Consider the following 26,020-nt stretch of genomic DNA (forward strand, 5'->3'; position numbering starts at 1 on the left):
TGCTCCTCCTGTTACCAAAAAAATAGAACTACTATACTAGTGTACTGACATGCTATTTTAATCAAAATATTACCATGTCCGTACACTAGGCAATCCTACCACAACCATAGGGTTATTATCAACTAAATAAATCAGAAAAATTACCACATTTTAAACGAAAAAATCCCCTTCTAATGTGTCAGAGACTTCACTCTGCTCAAAGCTCTCTTAAGCCTCTTATCCAGGTCTCTGAATCTCTCAAGATGCGCTAAAAAGGCTTCATCATCATCGTCCTTAATACCTTCCTCCATTAAAAGTGCCTCATTTGCCAGTTCCTGTGCACCTATGAGTCTTGCACTGTCCTTTGCGGCTCTTACGTCATAAAGATATTTCCCGATATCAGACATATCAGGCTTTTCAAAAGTAATAGCTGAGCTTTCAATCTGCTCATACTCCTTTAGTATCTCAACATAAAAAGTCGGATCAAAGAGAAAATACTTTTTTGAATCCTGAAGATTCAGTCCCTTTAAATGCTGCTGGAGTTCCTTCCAGACTTCATCCACGGTAACACTACCGATAATCCCGTATTTAATAAGGATATCCTCCACTATTTTTGCAGAAAAAGGCTTCTTCATATAATCTGAAAATCCTGCCTTCAGATACATTGTTCCGTCCATGGCAGAATCATTGGCAGTAACCATAACTATGGGTACTCCATGGCAGAGATTTTCTCTCTTCATAACTGAAAGTGCTTCCATTCCATCCATCACAGGCATCAGATGATCCATAAATATCAGGTCATAGTAATTTTGGCGCACTAATTCAACCGCTTCCTTTCCATTGGAAGCAGTTTCCGTTTCAGGTCCCAGCATTTTTACCATCTCCGCAAGGACCTCTGCATTCATTTCCGCATCATCTACAATAAGAACTTTAGCCATGAGTCTCATTCTCCGCAAGCATGTATAAAAGGCCAAATGCTCCACTTCCATGGATTGCTGCCATTGAAGCGGATTCCTTCTGTACTATAATTTCATCAAAGGTCATGATATTTGCTACCCATCTGCGAATGTCCTCAATTTCTGAAGTAGACAGATCCGAATGGGTTATAAATAAAAGCTTCCTATCTATAGGAGCATAGTGCGTCAGCTGATCCTCCACATAAGCTTTACGGGTCTTAGTTGCAGGTCCTATCATCATTTTACCAAGAGTTCCTCTGCCATCCCTGAACAAAATAGCAGGCTTCATCATAAAAATTCTGCTCATACCGCCGGTTCTTCTTTTTATTCTTCCCATTCTGATAAGGTAATCGATGGTGTCAATAAGGAAGCTTGTGTGTATGCGCTTCTTAATGGAATTAAGAGCAGCCACACAGTCCTGTACACTCTTTCCTTCTCTGCATAGCTTTATCGCCTGAAGCACCAGAATTCCGATTCCACTGGAAAGGCTCTCGGAATCAACAACAGTGACCTTATCAAAGGAGCCTGCAGCCTCAAGTGCCGCATGATAAGCCCCGCCTGCTTTTCCTGACATGCTGATATGAATGATATTCTCAGCATCCGATAGATGGGATGCAAAGAAATCCTCGTATTCCTGAACCGATGGAATATCCGCTGACAGATCCTCCATTCCTCCCTCACGCATATACTTAAGAACGCCCTCTGTTTCCACCTCAACTCCGTCAAGGAACACGCCGTTCTTGGTCTTTATGTAAAGAGGAATGGTTGGAATTCTAAGCTTCTCGATCATTTCCTTCGGAAGATCGCAGGCACTTTCTGTGGTCACAAGAATTGGAAGCCTCTCTCTTGCCGACAGGAGCTTCTCTTCCTCAGGGTCAATATATGTAGGACTTGTCCTGTGAATCTTCTCAGCAGGAAGTACGCGCAGCAGCGTATTTTCAAGCATTTCTCCGGAAATAGGCTTAAGCAGATACCCATCAAAACCTGCAGCCCTGTACACAGCCTGGTCATCTGCAGAAGAATACGCCGTAGTAACTATAACCGGCGTCTCACGGCACATGCCTCCAACCTGAGACCTTATCTGCCTCAGGCACTCTATTCCATCCATCTCCGGCATCTCATAATCCATGAAAATGCAGTCATACTCAATATCCGCACATCTTGATATGCAGTCCTGCCCGCTGTCAGACTGATCGATTACCATTTTTGTATCCTTCAAAAGCTTGGCTGTAACCAGTCTGTTCATCAGATTATCATCCACTATCAAAATCCTACAGGTCGGAGCCTCAAAGCTCTGTCTGTAGAACTGACTGGCTTCCCTTTTCCTCAGGGTCTCAATAGCCATATCTCCTATAGGCTCTGCCTTCACAATTTCCTGGGGAATGGTCACCGTAAAGGTTGAACCTTTTGTGTATATACTATTGACCTGAATATCACCATTCATTGCACTCGTCAGCTGCTTGACTATGGCAAGTCCAAGTCCCGTTCCGTTTATTCCCTTTGTCTGCTCTATATTTACTCTCTTGAATTCATCAAAAAGGTATGGCATGCTGTCTCTTTTTATACCCATACCTGTATCTTCTATTGAAAAAGAGATAAGTACCTGATTACCTTCCTTAATCCTTCCCTTTACAGTCAGCTTGACGCTTCCTTCATTAGTATATTTAATCGCATTGCTTATAAGATTCATAAGAATCTGTTCAATTCTTACGTCATCTCCCTTAAGCTTTCTTGGTATGGTTCTATCAATGTCCACATAGAAAGCAAGCCCCTTTCTTGAAGCCTCTTCCCATATCAGGTTTACCGTCTCTGACAGAAGAACCACAAGATCATATTCAGCAGGAACAATCTCCATTTTTCCTGACTCTAATTTACTCATATCCAAAACATCATTAATAAGCGACAGCAATATCTTACTTGCGCTCTTGATATTCTGGGCATTTTCCGAGACCTCAGGCGAGTTGGCGTTTCTTAAGATAAGCTCATTAGAGCCAAGTATTGAATCCAGAGGAGTTCTGATTTCATGACTGACGCTTGAAAAAAAGCGCGTCTTTGACTGCCCCAGCTCTTCTATCTCCTGCTTTTGCTTTTCTATAAGCCTGTTCTCCGATTTATATATCTGTGTCTGGAAAAGAATCATAACTGTCATCAGGACACTAACAATTACCACACTTGAGAAGGAATCAAAATGCGCTGCTTCAACAGTATGTTCTGCCACGTATTGCGGAAAATGGAATGCAATATAATACGCGAGAGCTGTTGTAATCACACCAACTCCAAGTAGTACATATTTCCGCTTACCCTCTACAGTCATACCTACATAGGCGAATCCAAACACGAACCATACAGGGGAGCCTCCGTAAATTCCTCCACCGAAGATAAATGCTGCAGGCAGAATAAAAAGAATCAGTACAGCTGCGATTATGGTTGCTCCGGTCTGAACCTTACGCTTCTTTATAGTGAGTGTTACAATTATGGAAAATACAAGTAAAAAAGCGGCAATAATAATAGTATTAACTATGTCATCCTGAACGATTATCCCAATGAATATCAGCAGAAACATAGCCAGAAGTCCGATTGCAGGAATGACAGAAAAGATTCTTTCCTGCAACGTTTTATTGCGGTCATTAGCCACATTAAACAAGCGATTGATGATCATGATGCATTACCTCCGTAAACGCGCATAATGTCAGCTCTGACATCACCTATCTGCCGTTTTAGAGCATCGTGGTTTGCAATTATGAAAGCTTCCCATTTAACATCTGCTGCCTTTTCAACCTCGGCAGCTTTTCTTGAAAGGTCATATGCCCCTATGATTCTGCTGGAGAGTTTTAGAGCTTCAAGCTTTATCCTGTAATTCTCCCAATCTCTCTCATCATAAAGCTTTTGAAGCTCTTCAATTATAGAGTCTGCTTCTCTGTCAAATTCATGAAGCATCTCCTCGTAGAACTCATCACTTCCTCTGCAGATCCTCGTACCCTCAACTGCATTTAAAACCGCATAATTTCCTCTTCTGTTTGTGGAAGCATCGGATATATCATCATCTTTGACAACATCCATGGTCACATATTCCCACATGGTTGAAGGCAGAAGCTTTTTAAGAACTCTCTCAAGCTCAGATATCTCAATGGGCTTTGCCAAAAACTCATCAAAGCCCTCCTTCATAAACATCTCCCTTACACCACTGACAGCATTTGCCGTAAATGCAATAATGGAAGTATGGTCATCAGGCCCTGCATTATGCCTTATCATCTTCATTGCTTCCACACCGTCCACATCCGGCATCATATGATCCATGAAAATAACATCAAACTTTTTCTTTTCACAAAGATTGACAGCTTCCATTCCACTGCGGGCAAGCTCAGCATCCATTCCGTAACCGGCAAGGATACCCTTGGCAACAAGAAGATTCATCTCTTCATCATCAACAACCAGGGCACTTACATTATTGAATACAAGCTTCTTTCCACTGGTTTCGGGATCAAACTCCCATACAGCCATCTTTCTGTTTACAGAATTCACTATAGAATGGCTAAATACCGGTTTTCTGATAAAGGATACCTTACTGCCATTAGGAATTCTGAACATACCGGACACTGATGCAATAACCGATATATCCGGCTTTATATTTTCATAGTAATCCCGATTTTCTGTATATTCTTCCTCAGCGATTATTATGTGAGTGATCTGATTTTTAGAGCACAGACTCTTAAGTTCCTCAAACTCAGAGACCTTATGAATAGGCACAGAAAGCCCCTTTAGAATATTGAGTATCATCGTATTGTAATACTCTCTAATTGCGGGGCTTTTATACTTATCATTTCTTATATAACATGCAATTTCCAGCTTTTCAGGGTGATCAACCATAACGCTGGGAGTTTCATCCTCAACCTTTTGAGGTATTGTGACCGTAATCTTGGTTCCCTTTTTTACTTCGCTCTCAATCCTGATAAAGCCGCCCATCTTCTTTACAAAACCGAAGACTATGGACAGTCCAAGCCCTATACCTTCAGCTCTTCTGCTTCGTCCGGAATCTATCTGGTACATTCCCTCAACTACTCTTTTTCTCTCATCTTCCGTCATACCGATACCGGTGTCAGTTACTTCTATGCACAGATTGACACCATAATCCTTCTTACGGGTAAAAATGCGCAGATTGACACAGCCGTTTTCACCCGTGAATTTAACCGCATTTACCATGAGATGTCTCATGATTCTCTTAATCCTTGCGGCATCTCCCACAAGCCTCGCCGGGATATTGGCATCCATATCGATGACTATCTCAGGAGTTCCCTGCCTTACCATCCTGAACTCCGTGGCAATATCATTAACTACAGATGATATGCGGTAGTCCTCCTCTGAAAGCACAAGGGAACCTGTATCTATTTCCGTATAGTCCAGAATATCCTCAATTCTACTGAATAACCTTCTACCAGCCCCCTGTATTGCATTAAGATCAGCTTTCTTTTTCTCCTCGCGCTCATCATTTAATAAAAGCCCTGATAGTCCTGTAACAACATTGATGGGCGTGCGGAGCTCATGGGAAATATTAGCCATGAAATCCTCGGATTTGCGCTTCATTTCACTCATTTCATCCTCAAGTTCATCCGCCATCCTTTTGGACACAGAGAACATTTCACAGATATACCCCGCCACCCTGTCAGCCAGGATCACCGCAAGAATATCCAGAAAAAGGATTGGAATGGACAGCTGTTTAAAGCTCTCCACCTTGGAAAACATCAGAATTACGTGATAAAGAATCAGAATCACATATCCCATCAGGAATATGCGAAGAGCAGCTTTTTCCTCAGTAAGAGAAAACAGCATCATGGCAAGCACTATAATAAGTGTAGCATTATACAATTGTTCAATATGGGATCCATAAAAGAATATGGCCAGAACGACAAAACCGGCATAGACAAAAATCCGGAACCTGAATACAAACTGTCCGGAAACATAAATACTCCAGGAGATGACAACTCCGACAAAAATTATCGGAATTGTCCAAAACTCCCATGAACTGGTAACAGATACAATTGCAAGACCCAGAGAAAAAACCGTATAACAGACGAGTATTACAATCTGAATACTCTTACGTATTTCCTCATTTCGCTTGCCTCTATCCATAACTGCACCTCACATAAAGGAAAAGTACAACAACAACCCTACCCAAATTATTGAAATAACATTGAGTATTATCCCCACGTTCGGAAAAAGTTTGAATATGTCCCTTTCCATCCTGGCTAGTATACCAAGAACAAGTCCTGTGATTGAATACAGCAGGCAAAACATAACCGCCACCGCGTATTTTGCTTCTGCCTGTCCGCCATTTCTATAGCTTAAGTAAACAGCATAGATAATTGTTGCTACAGAAATCACTCCAAGGGCCGAAGAAAGAACTCCCTTTTCAGGATGCTTCTTATCAGTAAACACGTATCTCCCACGGCTCCTGACAGGAAGCTTAATATTGAATTTTTTCCTCTTTTTTCTCTCCTCCATCATAGAACCTGATTAGTTTGCAGACAGATTGCCTGCGCCGTACTCCTTGTAATACTCATCTATTGCTTTCTTGATGTTCTTATCTATAACAACATCACCATCGAAAGACTTTCCATAGAGGTGTTCAACAACCTCCTGCATTGTTACAATGGCACCTGTCTCAAAGCCATAGCGCTCTCTGATCTCATCAAGGGCGCTCATATCAGTCTCAAGGCCCTTCTCCTGTCTGTTAAGTGAAACCATGAGACCAACTATATCAGCATCAGCCTGTTCTCTGATGATCGGCACTGTCTCTTCGATTGACTTTCCGGAGGTTGTAACATCCTCAATGATCATAACTCTGTCGCCGTCTCTAAGCTTTGTTCCAAGAAGGATACCCTTGTCGCCGTGATCCTTGATCTCTTTTCTGTTGGAGCAGTAACGGATCTCTCTTCCGTAAAGTTCGCTGATGGCGATTGTTGTTGCAACTGTAAGCGGTATTCCCTTGTATGCAGGTCCGAAAAGTACATCGAACTCAAGACCGAATCTGTCATGAATTGCTCTTGCATAGTACTCACCGAGCTTCTTTAACTGAGCACCTGTAACATATGCTCCCGCATTCATGAAAAACGGTGACTTTCTTCCACTCTTAAGTGTAAACTCCCCAAACTTAAGGACATTGCTGTCCACCATAAACTCAATAAACTCTTCCTTATATCTTTCCATTTTTGGACATACTCCTCTAAAACTATATTTATTATCCGGTTTACTCCGCTTTGATGCAAAACCACACACTCCGGGCTTGCATTCGCGGAGAACACCAGACTAATTCACTGTACTGTTATCAGAATTGTATCATAATAAAAAGCTTGTAAACTATTAATTAAGTATTAAAAATGACTTAACCAAGCGGTTTGTCGTGTAAAAATATTTTTATTTTAAAGCAGAAGCTATATCTTCCTTCATATCAAGAACCGCTTTTCTTGCAGCCTCTCCAAGAAGTTCCTGTGAAGGATCTCCATACTTTTCATTCTTCCATGCAGCTATGATTCCGCGGGATGAATTAACAATTGCTCCAAGTCCGTCCTTATCAAAGAAGTGAACAAGGTCTTTTCCTTTTCCGCCCTGAGCGCCATAGCCGGGAACCAGTATAAATGCATGAGGCATAATATCGCGAAGTACCTTACCCATCTCCGGATATGTAGCTCCCACAACTGCACCGACGTTACTGTAAGAACCATCCATAGATTCTGCACCCCAGGTCTCAACAAGACTTCCTACTGTCTCATAGAGAGGCTTGCCGTCAGCTACCTTATCCTGAAGCTCACCGCTGCTGGGATTTGAAGTCTTTACAAGTACGAAAATACCCTTGTCAAATTCATTACATACATTTATGAAAGGCTTTACTCCATCTGATCCCAAATAAGGATTAACGGTAGCAAAATCAGCATCGAACCCTTTTATAAGTGTATCGCCTACCTTAGATGCTCCAAGGTGCGCGATAGCGTAGGATTCAGAGGTTGAACCTATATCGCCTCTTTTTACATCAGCAATGACAAGGAGCCCCTTTTCATGGCAGTAATCAATGGTCTTCTTATAAGCTTCAAGTCCGGGAAGTCCGAACTGCTCATACATGGCAACCTGCGGCTTAACGGCAGGAACGAGATCGTATATATTATCAACTATCTCTTTATTAAACAAAAAGAAGCTCTCGGCAACTGCTTCCTGAGACGGTCCGAACTCAGAAAACGCTTTGTCAAGAATTCTCTTTGGGATGAAATCCGTCTTCGGATCCAGGCCTACAACAATAGGTGCTTCGGTCTTTTTAATACCATCAATCAACTTTTTAATCATGGGAATTCTCCTCTATAAACTGTATTTATTCCACGATAGTATACATGATTTTTTCACATTAGTTAACCCCTCATTCAACAGGATTATCTGCGAATAAGGGGCGGTTATAATTCTGATATTTTATTTGTTTGAACCAAAGAAAAAATCATCGATGCTTCCAAGGAGTTTAGCCTTGGGCATGGTCTTCAAAAGATACTTCTCAGGCTTTAGCGCTGCTACTGAAACCACACTCTCCTTGTCACTCTTGGATGTAAGGAACATTACAGGCAACTGTTTTATCTTAGGATCATTTCTGATTTCATTTAGTACATGAGGACCATCCATCTGAGGCATCATGTAATCCAGAAGAACCAGGTCAACTTCATTACTTTGAAGGAAATTCAAAGCTATCTTACCTGTGCTTGCCATGTAAACTCTATATTTAACTGAGAGCCAGGTCTTTATCATCCTGAGCATCGTACCGTCATCATCAACCACGAGAATTTTCTTTTTCTGATCTTCTCCAAGTGCATTACTCATTACAACAGTGTCGAGCTGATCAGCCAGCTCCTTCACATCAAGTGGTCTTAAGAATGTCTCTGTGACCTTGATCTTTGAGATGAATCTGGCTGCACACTCCAGCTCATCGGTATTCCCCACCTCATATAGAAAAAAGCGTTCCTTATCAATTGCTTCATCCAGATATTTAAAGGTTTCGATATCATCCATCTCCGGATTTTTGGCGTCAATATCACCAAGATATAAAACAAATAACTCAGGTTTGTTCTCGAGTGCCATGATGTCGTCCTTAATAAAACCACATCTTACAACCTCGTATCCGTCATTCTGTAGTCCCTTGGCTATGGCATTTACCATGAAGCTTTTTTGTGAACCTATCAGCAAAACTCTTTTATCCATATGATTCTTCCCTTCTTTATGTTAAAGAATCTTTAACAGACCATCTCTATCTACAGCTGCCAGTAGCCTCTTAATTTCTTTATACGTATCTTTAAAATCATCCGGCATTCTGTAGTCATCCATCATGGATACAACATCATCCGCGCTGTCGAAATAGTTACCTTCAACAAATTCTCTAAGACTTTTAAGCGCTCCACTAAGCTCTTCCGGTTCTATCAAAGGTTTACCAAGTTCATCTTCAGCCTCACTGTTTGCAGCTTCTATCAGTGGGCTTAAGAATTCAGCATATTCTTTGTAGTTGTGCAAAAGTTCAGGTGTTCTTCTCTCAATCTCATCAAGATCACCCTTGTTACCGCATTGTTCGAGGTATGCAGCAAGATTGGATAATTCTGTTGCACCTATAACTCTCGCGGAGCTCTTTAAACCGTGAACATAGGTAGTATAGTTTTCGATATCCTTAAAGTGCCAGGCATCTTCTATCGATTTGGCATTAGCTTCTATCGCCAGTGCAAAATTGGTTGCAACCTGTTTTAGTGCAGCAGGTCCTCCACAGTTTTTGGAGCCTGTTTCGTAATCTATACCACTTATATTGGTCATGACGCTTATAGCTTCAAGATCATCTGCTCCTATCTCATCTACCGTTGAGCTAAGTTCGAAGCCTTCGTCCTCAGGTTTTATTATAAGGTCTCTGGGCAACGTCTTTAATATTACATCTTCTAGCCGTGCTGAATCAACAGGTTTTGGAAGATATCCTGAAAAACCTTCCTTAAAGTACATTTCTCTTGCGCCGCTTATTACGTTAGCAGTGAGCGCAAATACCGGAACATCCTTATTCAGGTTCTCATCCAGCTCTTTCATTGCACGGAAAGTTTCTATTCCATCCATCCTTGGCATCCTGTGATCCATGAAGATAATATCATACTTGTTATCACAAACTTTTTCCAGTGCTTCAAAGCCACTTTCTGCAACATCCACCTGAATCTGTGTCTGCTTCAGAAGTCCCTGGATAACAGTGAGATTCGCCAGAGTATCGTCAACTACCAGGATTCTGGCATCGGGAGCATGGAAGCTCTCATGATAAGTATCCTGTCCCATGAGTGTCTCTTCATAGGTCGCAGCAAAATCACCGATAGGACTCCAGTTTAAGACCTTCTGCTTTATTGAAAATGAAAACTCACTGCCTTTTCCATACTCACTGCTGACAAGAAGCCTTGAATCCATAAGGGCAAGGAGCTGTTTTACTATATTCATTCCAAGGCCGGTGCCTTCAATTGTTCTGTTTCTGCTCTCCTCAATCCTTTCAAAGGGTGAAAAAAGCTTATCCATATCTTCTTTGCGGATTCCGATACCGGTATCCTTAATGTTGAATCTTAGGGATATATTATCCTTATCTATAACCTTATGATCTATGGTAATTGTTACACTGCCTTCATTCGTATACTTTATAGCATTCGTTATGACGTTCATAGCGCACTGCTTTATACGTATCTCATCGCCCATTAGTATGCACGGAATGTCTGTAGAAATATTGGTCTTAAGTTCAAGCCCTTTTCCCTGCATTCTCATATGTGCTGTGTTTATCAGGTCATTAACTAGTGAACTGAGATCATATTCAACAGGTATTATCTCGGTTTTTCCTGCCTCAATTCTGGAGAAATCAAGAACATCATTAACAAGTCCAAGCAGCAGCTTTCCAGAGCTGTTAACGTTGGAGGCATACTTTAATATCTCAGGATCTTTACTTTCCCTGAGGATCATTTCATTAAAACCAAGCATGGCATTTATTGGCGTTCTAATCTCGTGAGACATGCTTGACAGGAAGTTGTTTTTAGCCTCATTTGCCATCTGCTGGGTTCGCAGCTCATCTGCAAGAGACCGCTGGGCCTGGATCATCTTAATATAGTTAACCATGGTCTCCGCAGTTTTCATAGAATTTGCATACATATATTCAATCTCATCATCCGTATGGATATCGAGATTACGGAGTTTTTCAAGACATTCATCAAGCCCTGTAACTCCTCCGTCATAGAATGCCTGCACAGCATCCGCCAGCGACATGATAGGCCGCGCTATCCTGTACTGGGCTATCTGATTGGCAATTACACTAAGGGGTATAATTACCACCAGAATAAGCAGTATTAGTTTTATATCAAAAATAAGTGTCTCATTGTTCAGTCCGAAATTAATATAGCTTGGTGCTCTTGCAGCCTCTATCTCACTGACCTGCTTCTCAAGAGCTATAATGTTAGTCATCTTGGACCAGTCAATTGAAGAAGTCACCTTTTCTACAGCCCGATTGACTTCCTCAGAAATGGAGCCCTTCATGTTGGGAATAAGTGTATTAGCAAAAATTGCAGCGGTAAGTCCAAGTGCAACTGCCTGTATAGAGATGATAAGAGAAACTGTAAGACTTAGCTTTGATTTTCTTATATCCGCCATTTTCATGGTGAGTTCATCCACATCATCTCTGTAATATACGCCACTGAATATCAGCGATTTTACCTTATTGGGCGACTGTTTAAGTATTATATAAGCTATCGCTACTGAAACGAATGCCTCCGGAAGTTCATTAAGAAAATAGAATATTGATCTTGAGGGAGCAAATTCAGCAAATCCTCTTCCTGCAAGGATTCCAAGGCAACCTCCCCACAAGCTTCCATAAAACAACATATAAAAGAGCATAACAAAGAAAGCTTTTCTCTTTTTACCAAACATTCCGCTCATGGAAAAATAGTGCGTAATGGCTACCCCTACAATATAAATACCGGTAACAAATGCCAGCTCTTTATTAACAGATGTTTTTGCTGCAAAAAGAATAAAGCAGGAAAGTATTGCAGGTATAACACCTTCAAATGCAGAAAGCACAATAAGAGGTGAAAACTTGAACAGGTAGACAGAGGTGTACTGCCAAAAGTCCAGATTTTCAACACTATCCATATGCAGGCTGTTTTTAATTGTTAATATAGTTGTTATTGAGAAAAGGATTCCCAAAACAGCATATCTTAGGTAAAACTGTAAATCATGTTTATGATACATGGCAGTTTCCTCATCTAATCACTGTTCGTTGAATTGTAGTCCCATCCCCTTGCCTTTCTTTTTTGCATCTCCCAAAGCCATATCGGCTTTCCTGAAAAGATCATGATAACCTCTTCCCTGATCCGGATGTATCACAAATCCTGCTGAAATCGTGAAGCTTATCTTATCGTTGTGATAGTTAACTTCAAAAATATTTTCACAAAGGGTATCAATTCTGCTCTTTAGATTGTCCTCATCAATGTTTTCCACAAAGATCAGAAATTCATCCTGATCAAGATGACAAACAATGCCATCTCGTCCGAAGATATCATCAAGCCTTGCAGAAATACGCCTCAGAACCTCATCCCCTGCAAAATGTCCATACGAATCATTAATCCGCCTGAAATCATCTATATCAGCCATGATCAATGCAGATTGTCCGTGCTGATGTCTGTATAATCTGTTTCTTATAAGCGGTACAGCCGTATGCCTGTTGTAGAGCCCTGTAAGTGAATCTCTTTCAGCCATCTGCCTTACAAGATCCTTGGAACGCTTGTACTCATCTATATCAAAGGAAAGGAAATAACCTATCAGATCCCCCTTGTCCTCCATTACCTGATAAATTGTATGCGTCCATCTCGGAGCCATCTTTTTATCAACTATTCTGTGGAACTCTATCTCATCAGAGGTAATTCCGCTGTGATAAGCAAGTATCAGTCTGTCTTTTCCAAAGAAGTCCGCAACATTTTCCTGCTCATCCTGAATTACCGTATTCTGCACTATTTCATCAATCATGTTCTGATAGGACTCATCACTATAGTAAGCTTTATCCAGAATTTTCCTCTTGCTGCTAAGATGAAGTCTTAAGAGCTTATTCTGGGATAAATTGGCTACTATGAAAAATGAGTGCTTCTGGAACTGAGAGTATGAGTTGTATTCCAATAGCGAAACAAAGCCTCTTGCCGCAAGGGTAAGGTATACCGGAGATTCCGCCATAAAAAGCTCGTCGTCAATACTTCCGATTCTCTCTTCTTCCGCGGGATCATCATCTTCCTTTTTCAGCTCTATGATCTTTTTATTATGATCAAGTGCCTCTTCATCTTTTTCCGCGACAGATTGTCTGGTGATTTCTTTGCACTCATCCAGATAATCCAGACACTCCTCTTTGGTCATGGGTCTTCCAAAGAAGTAACCCTGAGCCTTCTCACAGCCTACTCTTTTCAGGAAATCCCAGGCTTCAATGGTCTCTACTCCCTCTGCAAGAGTCTGGATTCCAATCTCTTCTGCCATGTTTATAACGTTTTCCCAGATGGCAGTTTCTTTGGGATTCGACCCGAAATTCTGTAAAAACTTCATATCGAATTTGAGGACATCGAATTCATAATCCTTCAAAAGATTAAGAGATGAATAGCCACTGCCAAAATCATCCATCCATACCTGATAACCGCCTCTTCTGAATTTATCTATTGTGCCTTTAAGTACATCCTGGTTGTCATCCAGGGCACTCTCAGTAACTTCAACATGGATAAGATTCTTGGGAATATTGAACATTCCAACCGCATCATTAACAACCCGGTACATATCCTTTTGATGAAAATCCGTGCGCGATAAATTCACCGATACGGGATGAGGCTTAAGCCCCATATCCATCAGTTCCTTGATATCCTGACAAACCTGCCTGATTATGTAGGAGTCAAGCTTATATATAAGATGTGCATCTTCCAGAATAGGAATAAAAACGCCGGGCATCAGGAAACCATGCACAGGATCCACCCACCTTGCCAAAGCCTCAAATCCACAGACTCTTCCGGTTATAACCCTTACCACGGGCTGATAGTAAACCTGAATATAACCATGAAGCACAGCATCTCCAATATTGTGAATGATATAATGAGCAAGCTCAAGCTGAATACCCAGTTCCTTATCGTAATATCTGAAAATACTGTCGTAGTTCTTTTTTATGCTATTGCAGGCTATCCTCGCCCTGTCGCAGGCAATACTGATATCCATATCATCCGGATCGATCTCATAGATACCGGCGCGAAGATCAACCCCGGCATCAGGATTATAGCTTTTAACCCTTCTACCAAGATCGTCAATTCTCGATTCAATGCTGTCATAATATGCAAGCACAACAAAATGATCATCCGAGAACCTTGCCACCATCAGTTCCGGGAAGATCTTACTTATGTGTTTAGCAATATTCTGCAAAAAACGGTCCCCTGCCTCAAATCCATAGCGCGCATTATAGCTCTTAAAATTCTGAATATCAAAATAAATAATGACAAACTCCCGCTCTCTGTTCTTGCGGCTGTCCATTAGTTTTTGCGCTTCTTTTCTAAATGAATATAGATTCGGCAGTCCAGTTAACTGGTCAATTTCCTCATTTCTATGCATATTCCCCTCGCAGAAACAAAAAAATCAAATCTCTTTTGGTGCGTAATACTGATTATGCTTATTTATTATTACCGGAGCAGTACTAAAAACTTCGTCCCCTATATAGCATCTGTCCCTGTCTTCGTCTAATGTAAACTTTCGTCCGTCCGGATCGTTTTTCATAATGTTATCAAGAGCCTCATTTAAGCTTTCTTCCGGACTACATAAATAAATATTCATAACAATTCCCCATTATTTTTTATTTTTGGACAAGCCTCCGACATTGCGAAGCTTTTGTCCGAAACCAATTTCTGACATTCCAAAGAACCTCAAAAATCCAATCTCCCATGATTTATCTAAGAACTATAATACAACGAATATAGCAGCAAAAGAGCGTTTTTATGTTTTTTTAAGAGTAACTACAGTATTACTTTACAAACTTAATAAAATAAATCAAAATAGGAAGGATTGCGAAAAAAGGAGGATTATGAAATGAATTTAGGAGATAAGATACGCAGGTATTTTAGTCGCCCCGGATTTGCAAAAAAGTTTTGGATCATGGCTATTGGAGTTTTCTTTATGGGATTTTTCCTCTCATTTCTGATTGAGGTTGATCTCGGAACCGATCCGTGTACCTTTATGAATATTACAATTTCAAGGCGCCTTAACATACTCTTTGGAACCTGGCAGCTGATAATGAACACTTTCCTGTTCATTATAGTAATACTGTTCGACAGGCATCAGATAGGCCCCGGTACTATAGCCAACATGGTCTGCATCGGATACACCGCGGATCTTTGCAGATGGATATGGAAAAGGACCATCCCTGAATATCTGTTCAAAGAATGGCCCTATAGAGCTGTTATATTTGTCGCAGCACTTATTCTGTTTGTTATCGCCGCATCCCTTTACATGAATGCGGACATGGGAGTTTCTCCCTATGATGCAATTCCGAATATCCTTAGCAACAGACTTTTTAAGAATATCTCTTTCAAGTTCGTAAGAATCGCTTTTGATGGAACTGTCTTACTGATTGGCTTCCTTCTTGGCGGACGAGTTGAAATCTGCACAATTCTTATGGTCTTTCTGCTTGGTCCCACCATTACTGCAGTGGGCAAATTCTTAAACAAGTTTGAGTTTTAATCATAATAATTAAACTATCAGACTGCATCTTCAGTCGGCGTTTCTTCTTCAGAATCGCCGGCTGTATTTATTTGTTCTAAAGATTCAACTGCTGATTCATCTGTATCTTTATCCGCTTCTTCAACTGTCTCTTTATCTGCTTCTGAAAAGACATTAGCTTCGCTCTCGTCATTAAGCGGAGTATCAAAATTTTCGCTCTCTTCTGCCAGAGAGTTTTCAGCTTTTTCCTCATCTTTTGTCAGAGATGTTTCAGTCTTTTTATCATCTTCTACAGGAGATGTTTCTGCCTTTTTCTCATCTTTTGCCGAAGCTGTATCAGCCTTTTTCTCATCTTCCAAGGATTTGTCCAAGAGATCCTCAGAAGTTATGATTCTAATCTGTTCAGCGGTAGGATTCTCAAGCTGGGCAATTCTTCTTGCCTGGTTGGTAACTATCTCCTCGAAGAGATTTCTGATTTCTCTTGCATTAGCAAAGTTCTCAAGTCTTGACAGCTTCCTCTGGCTTATCATTTCCCTTACGTGCTTTTTAGCATCTTCCTCAAGCTCGTACTCATATTTATTAAGATTCATATTGAAAATCTCTTCGAGCTCATCAACAGAATAATCCGGGAATTCAATGTACTTGTTGAAACGGGACTTAAGTCCAGGATTGGAGTTGATGAATTTCTCCATAGGTTTTGTATAACCCGCAACGATTACCACAAGATCATCTCTGTGATCCTCCATCGCTTTAAGGATAGTATCTATAGCTTCCTGGCCAAAGGCATCATTTTCCTGAGAAAGAGCATAGGCTTCGTCTATGAAAAGCACTCCGCCAAGGGCCTGGTTTATCTTTTCCTGAGTCTTAAGCGCTGTCTGTCCCACATATCCTGCAACAAGTCCGGATCTGTCCACCTCTATGAGCTGACCTGATGAAAGCACCCCGATCTGCTTATAAATTCTTGAAATGATTCTCGCCACAGTGGTTTTACCGGTTCCGGGATTACCTGTAAATACAAGGTGAAGAGATACCGGCACAGATTTCATGCCCTCATCCTTACGCATCTTCTGAACCTTGGCAAAATCCGTAAGTTCTTTTACATCATGTTTTATTGAAGAAAGACCGATCAGACCATTAAGATCCTCCATGGGATCTGTCTCCGGCTCCTTCTCCTTTGGCTGCTCCTGCTTTACAGGGTCTGATGTGGTTGTAGCTGTGGGCATGGGAGGCACAGGCTTATCTGCATTATTGAAAAGTGCTCTTGCTTCATTTAATGCTTCATCTGCACTTGTGATTGCCCTGTTATTCTTTTTATCGTCTTTGTTTTTATCCTGTGCTGAAGACTGGATTTTTCCTAAAATTCCTTTGTCCTCAGACTTTCTTACCCCAATGATATCCTTACCGTCTTTTACTCTTTCAAAATCTTCACTTACCTGTTTTGTTATCTCCGCTTCCTTTTTAGGATCATCAAACTTCGGAGGCTTTCCATCCCCTCCTGATCCAGGTCCAAAGAAATCGTTATACATATTCCCCAAATAGCTGTTTGACATTTTATTAGCTCCTCATCTATAAACATATATTTTTATCTGATACAAACCGGTCTGTTACTATCGTAAGCGCCAGATAACTCTGCTGCTTACGGTAATACCGTTGCCCTGTAATGCTTCGCTATCACGGATGGTATCAGACTATATATTACTATAATTTATTCAATATCACTACTGCCTCAGGCAGCATAGCCACCTGAGGCAGATCATTTTTTAACAAATATCTCTTAACAATTTAGTTATACCAGTTGGATACATCGCATCTGTTAGCCACACCGTAACCTGTTGCACTTGATGTGTACTGCCATGCGAATTTACTGCCTGTGTAACCGCAGTATCCTCTGTAATCTGCAGCCCATACTGAGTACGGAATCTGTCCCATATCCAGGTTATTGTATAACCAGCTTGTGGATGCATAAACTCCTGAAGGTATTCCCTTTGCTGCAAGCTGTGCACATGCAGCCTTAACTGCTGCTGTTCTCTGTGCCTTGGAAAGTCTGTCTGATCTTCCGCTTCCGCCACTGCTCTCTGAATCAATGAATACAGGCATTGATATACTCATTCCTGCAAGCTCATTAGCAATCCAATTGGCTTCTTCAACACCCTCTGCTTCGTTAACTGCAGTTGTAAAGAAGTATACAGAGAAAGGAATTCCATGCTGCTGACAATTGTAAACATTACTTCTGAACTTGATATCCTCCTGTAATGTTCCACCTGAATATCCACGATATCCTACACGGATTATCACTCCGTCACAGCTGTTCTTAAGCTGCTGCCAGTTGCTTACCGTATTGTGGCTTGAAATATCAACCAGTTTTCCTGTTCTGTAAGTCAGCTGATTATATCCTGTATTACCACCGCCCGCATTCTCATTTGCGTTGGGATCTTTTACCTTAACACTGCACTTTGCAACCTTATTATTTGAACCTGCCTTGCAGTATATCTCACAATCACCAAAGCCCTTTACGGTTACGAGTCCTCTGTTGTCGACTGTCGCAACACTGTCATCTGTTGATCCCCACAGTACCGGTATCTCAGCATATTTCGCAGGCTTAACTGTTGCAGTTAACTGGAATGTACCCTTATCCTTTTTGAATTCCTTAGAGGTCTCATTGAGCTTTATGTTCTTAACCTTTACTGTCTTTGCAACGGTCAGGTGCAGCAGATAAACATTGCCGTCCTTCTTGTCGGTGATCGTAATATCACATTTACCCGCCTTTACCGTTGTAACTACGCCCTTTGCTGAAACCTTGGCAATCTTTTTATTTGATGATCTGAATTTATATGCAGATTTGTTTTTCGTGGTCTTTACAAGTGTTCCGTATCTTGTCACGCCTATCACGAATTTCATGCCGGTCATGACTCTGACATTCTCTTCCTGGGAAGCCATGACTACGCCCGGCTGAGCTGCCGGTGAAAAAGGTGTTGCACCCTGAGTGTTAACCGTTGCTGCCTCAGTGCCGGATCCTGTGTCTGTACTCTGACCTGCTGCAGCACTATTGTTCGTATCTATAACAGCATTATCTGTGGTCGCCAGAGCCTGTATTATCGTAGCTGAATCATTCCCGCCTGTACTTGCTGCTGAAGCAGGCGCAGCTTCCTCTATATCAATTTCCTTGGTGTAGGTACCTGCATACTTAAGCTTTGCAGCACTTACATTCACAGCAGGAAACGATGTGAATAAAACAGATGCAGCTATCACACCTGCCAATATTTGATTTTTTAGTCTCATGAAAATACCCCCGAAATTTACAAAACTTTTATGTCAGCATAATTGTATCACAAATAAATTAAAAAAACTCCCCATTTCAGAAGAAAAAGGGAGCTTTTAATCTCAATATCGTACAAAATATAAATCTATTTCGTATTTTCAGTCTTAAGGAATGTGCTTTTCACACTCTTTTTGCTATGATCACAAGTCTGTGGGTAGCTATATAAAAATGGGGCCTCACTCTGGATGAATCATCATCCGGAGTGATAGCCCCATTAAACTTTATACATACTTCGCCATGCGATTAAGATTAGAATTTACCAGCCTTAGCAGCTTCTTCGATTGAAACGGCTGTAGAAACAGTCATACCAACCATCGGGTTGTTACCAGCGCCGATAAGACCCATCATCTCAACGTGTGCAGGAACTGATGAAGAACCAGCAAACTGAGCATCTGAGTGCATACGACCCATAGTATCTGTCATACCATAGGAAGCAGGACCTGCTGCCATGTTATCAGGATGAAGTGTACGTCCTGTACCACCGCCTGAAGCAACTGAGAAGTACTTCTTACCAGACTCAGTACGCTCCTTCTTGTAAGTACCTGCAACGGGATGCTGGAATCTTGTAGGATTGGTTGAGTTACCTGTGATAGATACGTCAACGTTCTCCTTCCACATGATAGCAACACCTTCCTGTACATCGTTAGCGCCGTAGCAGTTAACCTTTGCACGAGGTGAATTTGCATCCTTTGAGTAGCACTTTCTGAATACTTCCTCTACCTCACCTGTGAAGTAGTTGTACTTTGTCTCTACATATGTAAAGCCGTTGATACGGGAAATAATCTGTGCAGCGTCTTTTCCAAGACCGTTAAGGATAACACGAAGAGGCTTTGTACGAACCTTGTTAGCCTTCTCTGCGATACCGATAGCACCCTCAGCTGCTGCGAATGACTCGTGACCAGCAAGGAATGCGAAGCACTCTGTATCCTCTTCAAGAAGCATCTTACCAAGGTTACCATGTCCAAGACCAACCTTACGACGGTCTGCAACAGAACCGGGGATGCAGAAAGCCTGAAGGCCGATACCGATAGCTGCAGCAGCCTCAGAAGCCTTACGGCAGTTCTTCTTGATTGCGATAGCAGCACCTACTGTGTATGCCCACTTAGCGTTTTCAAAGCAGATAGGCTGAATGCCTTCGATGAGGCTGTATACATCAATGCCTGCTGCCATTGTAATATCTTTACATTCTTCAATAGAAGAGATTCCATATTCCTTAAGGCAAGCCAGGATCTGGGGCTCTCTTCTTTCATATGATTCAAATAAAGCCATTATATTTTCCTCCTTACCTTTATCACTGTTTTCTGGGATCGATGAATCTTGCAGCATCAGCTACACGGCCATACTGACCCTTAGCCTTATCAAGAGCTGTGTTAGCGTCGTCGCCAGCCTTGATGAAGTCCATCATCTTTCCGAAGTTAACATACTTATATCCGATGATCTCGTCATTCTCATCAAGAGCGAGGTCTGTGATGTAACCATCTGTAAGCTCAAGATAACGAGGTCCCTTATCAAGTGTTCCGTATGTAGTACCAACCATTGAACGTGATCCCTTACCAAGATCCTCAAGACCAGCACCAATCTGAAGTCCATCCTCTGAGAATGCAGACTGTGTTCTACCATAAACAATCTGAAGGAACAGCTCTCTCATAGCTGTGTTGATAGCGTCACATACAAGGTCTGTATTGAGCGCTTCAAGAACAGTAAGACCCGGAAGAATTTCAGCTGCCATAGCTGCTGAGTGAGTCATACCTGAGCATCCGATAGTCTCTACAAGTGCCTCCTGTATAATGCCTTCCTTAACGTTAAGGGAAAGCTTACAGCAACCCTGCTGAGGAGCACACCAGCCAATACCATGTGTATAACCGGAAATGTCCTTAATCTCTTTGGACTGAACCCACTTAGCCTCTTCAGGAATGGGAGCAGCACCATGATGTACCCCTTGTGTTACGGGACACATATTTTTTACCTCTGTTGAGTAAATCATAAGTACCTCCTTAGAATTTAAGATATAGTGATTTTATAGTGATGATCTTACAATCTATCTGCAAAGAAACGATTACGTCCATAGTATTATATATGTCAAAAGGGCGCACTCTTCCCTGCTTACTAAACACTACAATTGAGATACTACCAAAAATACCTTGTTTTATCAAGATTTATCTAGACTTTTCCTTTATAAAATATTGATAAACAAAATCCCTACTGCCATATTTCGGCAACAGGGATTCTATAATCATTTCGATATGCAATTAATTATTCAGATACTCTCTTATAGGTCCTGAAGGTATAGGTTGTATCAAAATATGCCTGTTCTTCACTCTCCTCATAAAGTACCCAGTCAGGATCCTCGTCTAGATTAGTAAAGAATCTGTCTGCCTCAAAGGTTCTGTCAATCTTTGTTACAATGCAGGTATCGCACATAGGAAGAAGCTGCTCATAAACGCTGGCACCGCCTATGCAATATACGATATCAGTATCATACTCTTTAATAGCTTCTTTGAGTTCATCAATATCATGAACAACAGTGGCATTCTTTACCTCATAATCTGAATTGGTTGAAAGTATTATGTTCTTTCTTCCTTCAAGAGGCTGCTGTCCGGGAAAAGTCTCAAGTGTTTTTCTTCCATAGACAAGAACCTTCCCCATGGTCTCTGCTCTGAAATTCTTCATATCATTGGGAATTCTTATAAGGAGCTGTCCCTTATTTCCTATTGCCCAATGTTCGTCTGCTGATAAGATAATCTTCATTTTATTCCTCCTGTATAAACAATAGTCTATATCTGACTAAACCGTAAACATCCAAAAAACGTACTCTAATGGTACTCACACAACTTCTACTTTTTTATCATAAAAACCCCTGATATGTAAATAAATATCACATATCAGGGGATTAAGTTTTATATTGCTATCGGTATATTCTGTATCTGCTCTCCTGCTACTTCATAGTTTTCAAGAGATACATCGTTTCTTGTAAACTGATAAAAATCATGGATATCAGGGTTTAAGCTGAATTTCGGTGCCGGCTTTGGCTCTCTCTTAATCAGCTCCTTGATGATATCTACATGTCTGTCATAAATATGTGCATCAGCAATTACATGTACCAGCTCACCCACATTCATATCACATACCTGAGCCAGCATGTGAACAAGAACAGAATACTGAACAACATTCCAGTTATTTGCTGCAAGTACATCCTGTGAGCGCTGATTAAGGATTGCATTAAGTGTCAGCTTATCTTCACCTTTTTTCTGTGTAACATTGAAGGTCATGCTATAGGCACAGGGGTAAAGGTTCATCTCAGACAGATCCTGGTGTACATAAATGTTAGTCATTATCCTTCTGCTGAAGGGATTGTTCTTAAGATCGTAAATCACTCTGTCTACCTGATCGAACATTCCCTCTTTATACTTGTGCTTGACGCCCATCTGATAGCCATAGGCTTTTCCTATAGATCCGTTCTCATCTGCCCATTCATCCCACACATGGCTGTGAAGATCATTGATATTATTGGACTTCTGCTGCCATATCCAGAGCATCTCATCTGTAGCACTCTTAAGTGCGGTCTTTCTAAGTGTCATAATCGGGAACTCTTTTGAAAGATCGTAACGATTGACTACTCCAAATTTCTTGATAGTGTACGCCGGAGTCCCGTCCTCCCAGTGAGGGCGAACTTTTTCACCCTCTGTACTGGTTCCGTTTTCCAGGATATCCTTACACATATTTATAAAAATCTCATCAGCTTTACTCACTGTACTTCCTCCGAGTTATTATTAAAGCTTATATTTTGCGCCTGCAGTGATCTTCTTCTTCAGAAGCTTTTTGTATGCTGTCTTATGAGCTCTGTCAGGGCAATATACAGATGCCTTCTTCTGAACATTTTTGAATGCGTCTTTTCCTACTATGTTAAGAGACAGGGTCTTGAATCTGATGTTCTTAAGATTCTTGCAATCACAGAAAGCAGCCTTCCTGATTCTGGTGATGTTTGAACCGATCTCAAGGTTCTTAATCTTTGCGTTGCCCTTAAATGCATTCTTCTCAATCTCAGTTACAAGATAAGGAATACCACCGATTGTTACCTTATCCGGAATCTTAAGTGTCTTGGGTACGCTGTTCTTATTAGTAAGACCTGTAACAGTAACAGTACCTGTTCCGTCACCCTTTACACTGGTGATCTTGTATGTAAAGCCATCTGACTTTGCCTGAGCATTCTTAGGAACAACTATTGTGTAATATTCAGTAGGTGAATATACACAGTTGGAAACCTCTATTGTGCTCTCAAGTGCTGATCTGTAGTTCTGGATTGAACCAAGTCTGATGCGAATCTTATTTGCAGGATAACCAAGTGCAAGAAGATCAGGATCGTTAGCCTTTAAGGTATATGTCTTTACTCCGCCGTTTCCAATATACTTTGTCCTTGTGTTGTCTCCATACTTAAGCTCAAGCTGGAATCCATCATATGAACAAAGGCTGTTATAGGTATTGGCCTTCTGCTCATTGTTCCAGGTAAAGGTCATGGATCCATCAGGATTGGCAACTGCCTTGAAATCACCTGCAGGAACAAACGGAACAAACTTAACGCAAAGCTTGTTTACAACGTCGATATGTCTTGAAGTGCTGTCACCATCAAAGGTTGACATGTGAATATAGTAAAACTTTTCCTTCTCAAGACCGCTGACAGGCATAACAATGTCAATTATTCTGGTGCCGCCATCCTCTCTGTAGGAAACGCCATCACCGCCTGTAGCTTCCTTTATAACAGTGCCGTACTGATCCTTGATCTGTACAGTTGTCTTACCGTTTGTCTTCTTATCTCCACACTTGATCTTGGTTGCAAAGCTAAGGAGATATACTCCTTCATCTTTCCCTGTCTTGAATTTGTAGAAATATGAAGCATTATCAGTTACAGCCTCTTCATAATAATGTGTGTTGTAGCTAAGCTCTGTAGCCTGCTGCTGGGTAGAATACCCATGGATAAGATCCCCTTCTTCTGCGTGTACACTCATAGGAAGTGCTGCTGCCAGCATCAAGCATGCAAACGCAGTTACTATTCTTTTTTTCATACCATTTCCCTCGCTATTAAAAAATACAAAACTTCCGGCACATTCATAAAACTAAACAAATAATGTGTTTTACAAACATACCACATACAACATATAGTCTACCACAAAGAATTCTTAGAAACAATTAGCCGCAAAAAAACTTCCCGCACCTCCTGTCAGAGTACCTGGGAGGCGGTGTGGGAAGTCGTTTTTACAGAATATTTAATTCATTGATATAGGTTTCAAGCGATACTTTTTACACCTACATCATTTACTATATTTTGACTTATTGATTACTCAATTTTGAAAATTTACTCCTTACCGGTTATGACTTTTCGAACGATAAAAAGGAAAAACCGTTCAAAATCCTGTTTATAAATACTCAGTTCTCCCACTTATCACATAGGGCAAGAATCTGATCAGCAAATTTTGCCTTATCCTTATTGGTCATACCCTCGCTCCTTGCAATGATCGCAGTAAGTCTTGCACCTGCAGCCTTAAGTCTTGTGAATACATCAGATACCAGCTTGCCGGCTTTCTTAACTGCTGCCTTGGGAACGCCCTCTTTAATTATCTGTCCCGAGATAAGGTCAACCTCTGTTCCGCTGTAGGGTGCATAGGTTTCGTATCCGTACTCATCCCTTAGACAATTGGCAAAAGAGGTACAGGTTCCGTCTTCACCATGGACGATAAATACTCTCTTTGGTCTCTCCTTAAATCCCTGAAGCCAGTTTATGAGTCCTCCCTTGTCGGCATGTCCCGAAAGTCCGGAAAGTCTGCATATTTCAGCCTGAACATCAATAGTTTCACCGAAAAGCCTCACTTCATCAGCGCCATCAATTATGCTTCTGCCGGTAGTGCCGATAGACTGATATCCCACAAACAGTATCGTTGATTCAGGTCTCCAGAGATTGTGCTTCAAGTGATGCCTTATTCTTCCTGCCTCGCACATACCTGAAGCCGAGATAATTACCTTTGGAGTCTCCTCTTCATTTATGGCTCTTGATTCCTCAGTTGTAATTGCAAGGTTAATCCCCGGAAACGATATCGGATTGATATGCTTTTTAACAAGGTCCATAGCCTCATCGTCATAACATTCCATAGCGTGATCCGTGAACACTTCAGTTGCTTCAACCGCCATGGGGGAATCCACGTAAACAGGGAAATCATCCACCGCTGTCACGAGATGTTCTTTTTTAATAGTCCTGAGGAAATACAGCATTTCCTGAGTTCTTCCAACCGCAAAGGAAGGAATTACAACATTTCCGCCCCTTGCAAAGGTTCTGTTCAATATCTCAGTGAGCTCTGCAACATAATCAGGTCTTTCCTCGGCGTGATATCTGTCACCATAGGTGGATTCCATGACCACATAATCTGCCGTGGAAGTATAGGCAGGGTCCTTAATTAATGGCTGGTCCTTATTCCCTATGTCACCTGAAAATACAATTTTCTTTTCGGCGCCCTTTTCCGTAAGCCAGACCTCTATGCTGGCAGATCCTAAGAGATGTCCGATATCAGTGAACCTTATTACCACACCGTCACATACTTCTATTTTCCTGTTATAGTCACAGGGAACTATGTGTCTTAAGGTGTTATCTGCATCTTCCATGGTATAAAGCGGCTCTATCTGCTTTATATCCTTGTTACGCTTTCCCTTGCGGCTTCTCCACTCTGCCTCCTGCATCTGTATATGCGCACAGTCGCGAAGCATTATGCTGCACAGATCCGCAGTGGGTCTTGTCATAAAAATTTTACCGCGAAATCCTCTTGCATATAACAATGGTAAATTGCCGGAATGATCCACGTGGGCATGCGTAAGAAATACATAATCTATCTCAGCGGCACTGACCGGGAGCTCCACATGTTCAAATGAAATGCGCCCCTGCTCCATGCCATAGTCAACAAGAATGTGCTTATCACCAATCTCCAGGTAATGGCAGCTGCCTGTAACTTCATGATCCGCACCAATGAAACCAAGCTTCATA

19 protein-coding genes are annotated in these 26,020 nt (G+C 41.4%); 1 reads left to right on the forward strand and 18 read right to left on the reverse strand.

Features of this window, described 5'->3' with window-relative positions; genetic code table 11:
* Window positions 1–170 precede the first annotated feature (170 nt).
* The 10 genes from G622_RS0113765 to G622_RS0113810 form a co-directional block, all read right to left on the reverse strand.
* A complete protein-coding gene (locus G622_RS0113765; protein WP_026511187.1) occupies window positions 171–917 on the reverse strand; it encodes a response regulator in 747 nt (248 codons plus the stop codon).
* Window positions 910–3,594 (reverse strand): DegV family protein, encoded by a 2,685-nt coding sequence (locus tag G622_RS0113770; protein WP_049945866.1) that lies wholly within the window; start codon window positions 3,592–3,594, stop codon window positions 910–912. The genes G622_RS0113765 and G622_RS0113770 overlap by 8 nt, the downstream gene beginning before the upstream one ends.
* Window positions 3,591–6,062: an ATP-binding protein gene (locus tag G622_RS0113775; protein ID WP_026511189.1), complete on the reverse strand. Its 2,472-nt coding sequence runs from the start codon at window positions 6,060–6,062 to the stop codon at window positions 3,591–3,593. The genes G622_RS0113770 and G622_RS0113775 overlap by 4 nt, the downstream gene beginning before the upstream one ends.
* Before the next feature lie 9 nt (window positions 6,063–6,071).
* Window positions 6,072–6,437: a DUF6142 family protein gene (locus G622_RS0113780; protein ID WP_242833005.1), complete on the reverse strand. Its 366-nt coding sequence runs from the start codon at window positions 6,435–6,437 to the stop codon at window positions 6,072–6,074.
* Window positions 6,438–6,446: 9 nt separating this feature from the next.
* Window positions 6,447–7,139: an orotate phosphoribosyltransferase gene (gene pyrE / locus G622_RS0113785; protein ID WP_026511191.1), complete on the reverse strand. Its 693-nt coding sequence runs from the start codon at window positions 7,137–7,139 to the stop codon at window positions 6,447–6,449.
* Window positions 7,140–7,346: 207 nt separating this feature from the next.
* Window positions 7,347–8,267: an orotidine-5'-phosphate decarboxylase gene (gene pyrF, locus G622_RS0113790; RefSeq protein ID WP_026511192.1), complete on the reverse strand. Its 921-nt coding sequence runs from the start codon at window positions 8,265–8,267 to the stop codon at window positions 7,347–7,349.
* A 120-nt stretch (window positions 8,268–8,387) separates the two neighbouring features.
* Complete coding sequence (locus tag G622_RS0113795) at window positions 8,388–9,164, reverse strand: response regulator (protein ID WP_026511193.1); 777 nt, start codon at window positions 9,162–9,164, stop codon at window positions 8,388–8,390.
* Window positions 9,165–9,185: 21 nt separating this feature from the next.
* Complete coding sequence (locus G622_RS23005) at window positions 9,186–12,200, reverse strand: ATP-binding protein (protein ID WP_049945867.1); 3,015 nt, start codon at window positions 12,198–12,200, stop codon at window positions 9,186–9,188.
* An 18-nt stretch (window positions 12,201–12,218) separates the two neighbouring features.
* Window positions 12,219–14,576 carry an EAL domain-containing protein gene (locus G622_RS24745; protein ID WP_081675324.1) on the reverse strand — a complete coding sequence of 786 codons (2,358 nt, stop codon included), beginning with the start codon at window positions 14,574–14,576 and terminating at the stop codon, window positions 12,219–12,221.
* Between the two features lie 24 nt (window positions 14,577–14,600).
* The gene (locus G622_RS0113810) at window positions 14,601–14,795 is read right to left on the reverse strand and encodes a hypothetical protein (protein WP_026511194.1); all 195 of its coding nucleotides are present in this window, start codon (window positions 14,793–14,795) and stop codon (window positions 14,601–14,603) included.
* Window positions 14,796–15,047: 252 nt separating this feature from the next.
* On the opposite strand from G622_RS0113810, the gene G622_RS0113815 reads away from it, so the two are divergent.
* Entirely contained in the window at window positions 15,048–15,698 is a 651-nt protein-coding gene (locus G622_RS0113815; RefSeq protein WP_049945869.1) for a YczE/YyaS/YitT family protein, read from the forward strand.
* 17 nt (window positions 15,699–15,715) lie between these two features.
* Here the strand turns inward: G622_RS0113815 and G622_RS23015 are convergent, their stop codons facing one another.
* The 8 genes from G622_RS23015 to G622_RS0113855 all read right to left on the reverse strand — a co-directional run bounded on the left by G622_RS23015 (window position 15,716) and on the right by G622_RS0113855 (window position 26,019).
* Window positions 15,716–17,227: an AAA family ATPase gene (locus G622_RS23015; protein WP_242833006.1), complete on the reverse strand. Its 1,512-nt coding sequence runs from the start codon at window positions 17,225–17,227 to the stop codon at window positions 15,716–15,718.
* Between the two features lie 232 nt (window positions 17,228–17,459).
* Window positions 17,460–18,956: a GH25 family lysozyme gene (locus G622_RS24750; RefSeq protein WP_026511196.1), complete on the reverse strand. Its 1,497-nt coding sequence runs from the start codon at window positions 18,954–18,956 to the stop codon at window positions 17,460–17,462.
* 289 nt (window positions 18,957–19,245) lie between these two features.
* Window positions 19,246–20,265, reverse strand: coding sequence for a GGGtGRT protein (locus tag G622_RS0113830; protein WP_026511197.1), 1,020 nt, complete (start codon window positions 20,263–20,265; stop codon window positions 19,246–19,248).
* Window positions 20,266–20,287: 22 nt separating this feature from the next.
* Window positions 20,288–20,980 (reverse strand): iron-sulfur cluster assembly scaffold protein, encoded by a 693-nt coding sequence (locus G622_RS0113835; protein ID WP_026511198.1) that lies wholly within the window; start codon window positions 20,978–20,980, stop codon window positions 20,288–20,290.
* A gap of 269 nt (window positions 20,981–21,249) precedes the next feature.
* On the reverse strand, window positions 21,250–21,744 hold the full coding sequence (locus G622_RS0113840; protein ID WP_026511199.1) for a dihydrofolate reductase: 495 nt from the start codon (window positions 21,742–21,744) through the stop codon (window positions 21,250–21,252).
* Window positions 21,745–21,893: 149 nt separating this feature from the next.
* Window positions 21,894–22,745, reverse strand: a complete 852-nt coding sequence (gene thyA / locus G622_RS0113845) for a thymidylate synthase (RefSeq protein ID WP_026511200.1) — start codon at window positions 22,743–22,745, stop codon at window positions 21,894–21,896.
* 21 nt (window positions 22,746–22,766) lie between these two features.
* On the reverse strand, window positions 22,767–24,056 hold the full coding sequence (locus G622_RS0113850) for a leucine-rich repeat protein (protein ID WP_026511201.1): 1,290 nt from the start codon (window positions 24,054–24,056) through the stop codon (window positions 22,767–22,769).
* A gap of 361 nt (window positions 24,057–24,417) precedes the next feature.
* Window positions 24,418–26,019, reverse strand: coding sequence for an MBL fold metallo-hydrolase RNA specificity domain-containing protein (locus tag G622_RS0113855; RefSeq protein WP_026511202.1), 1,602 nt, complete (start codon window positions 26,017–26,019; stop codon window positions 24,418–24,420).
* Window position 26,020 lies beyond the last annotated feature (1 nt).

The organism is Butyrivibrio sp. LC3010, assembly GCF_000424385.1.
GTDB lineage: Bacteria > Bacillota > Clostridia > Lachnospirales > Lachnospiraceae > Butyrivibrio.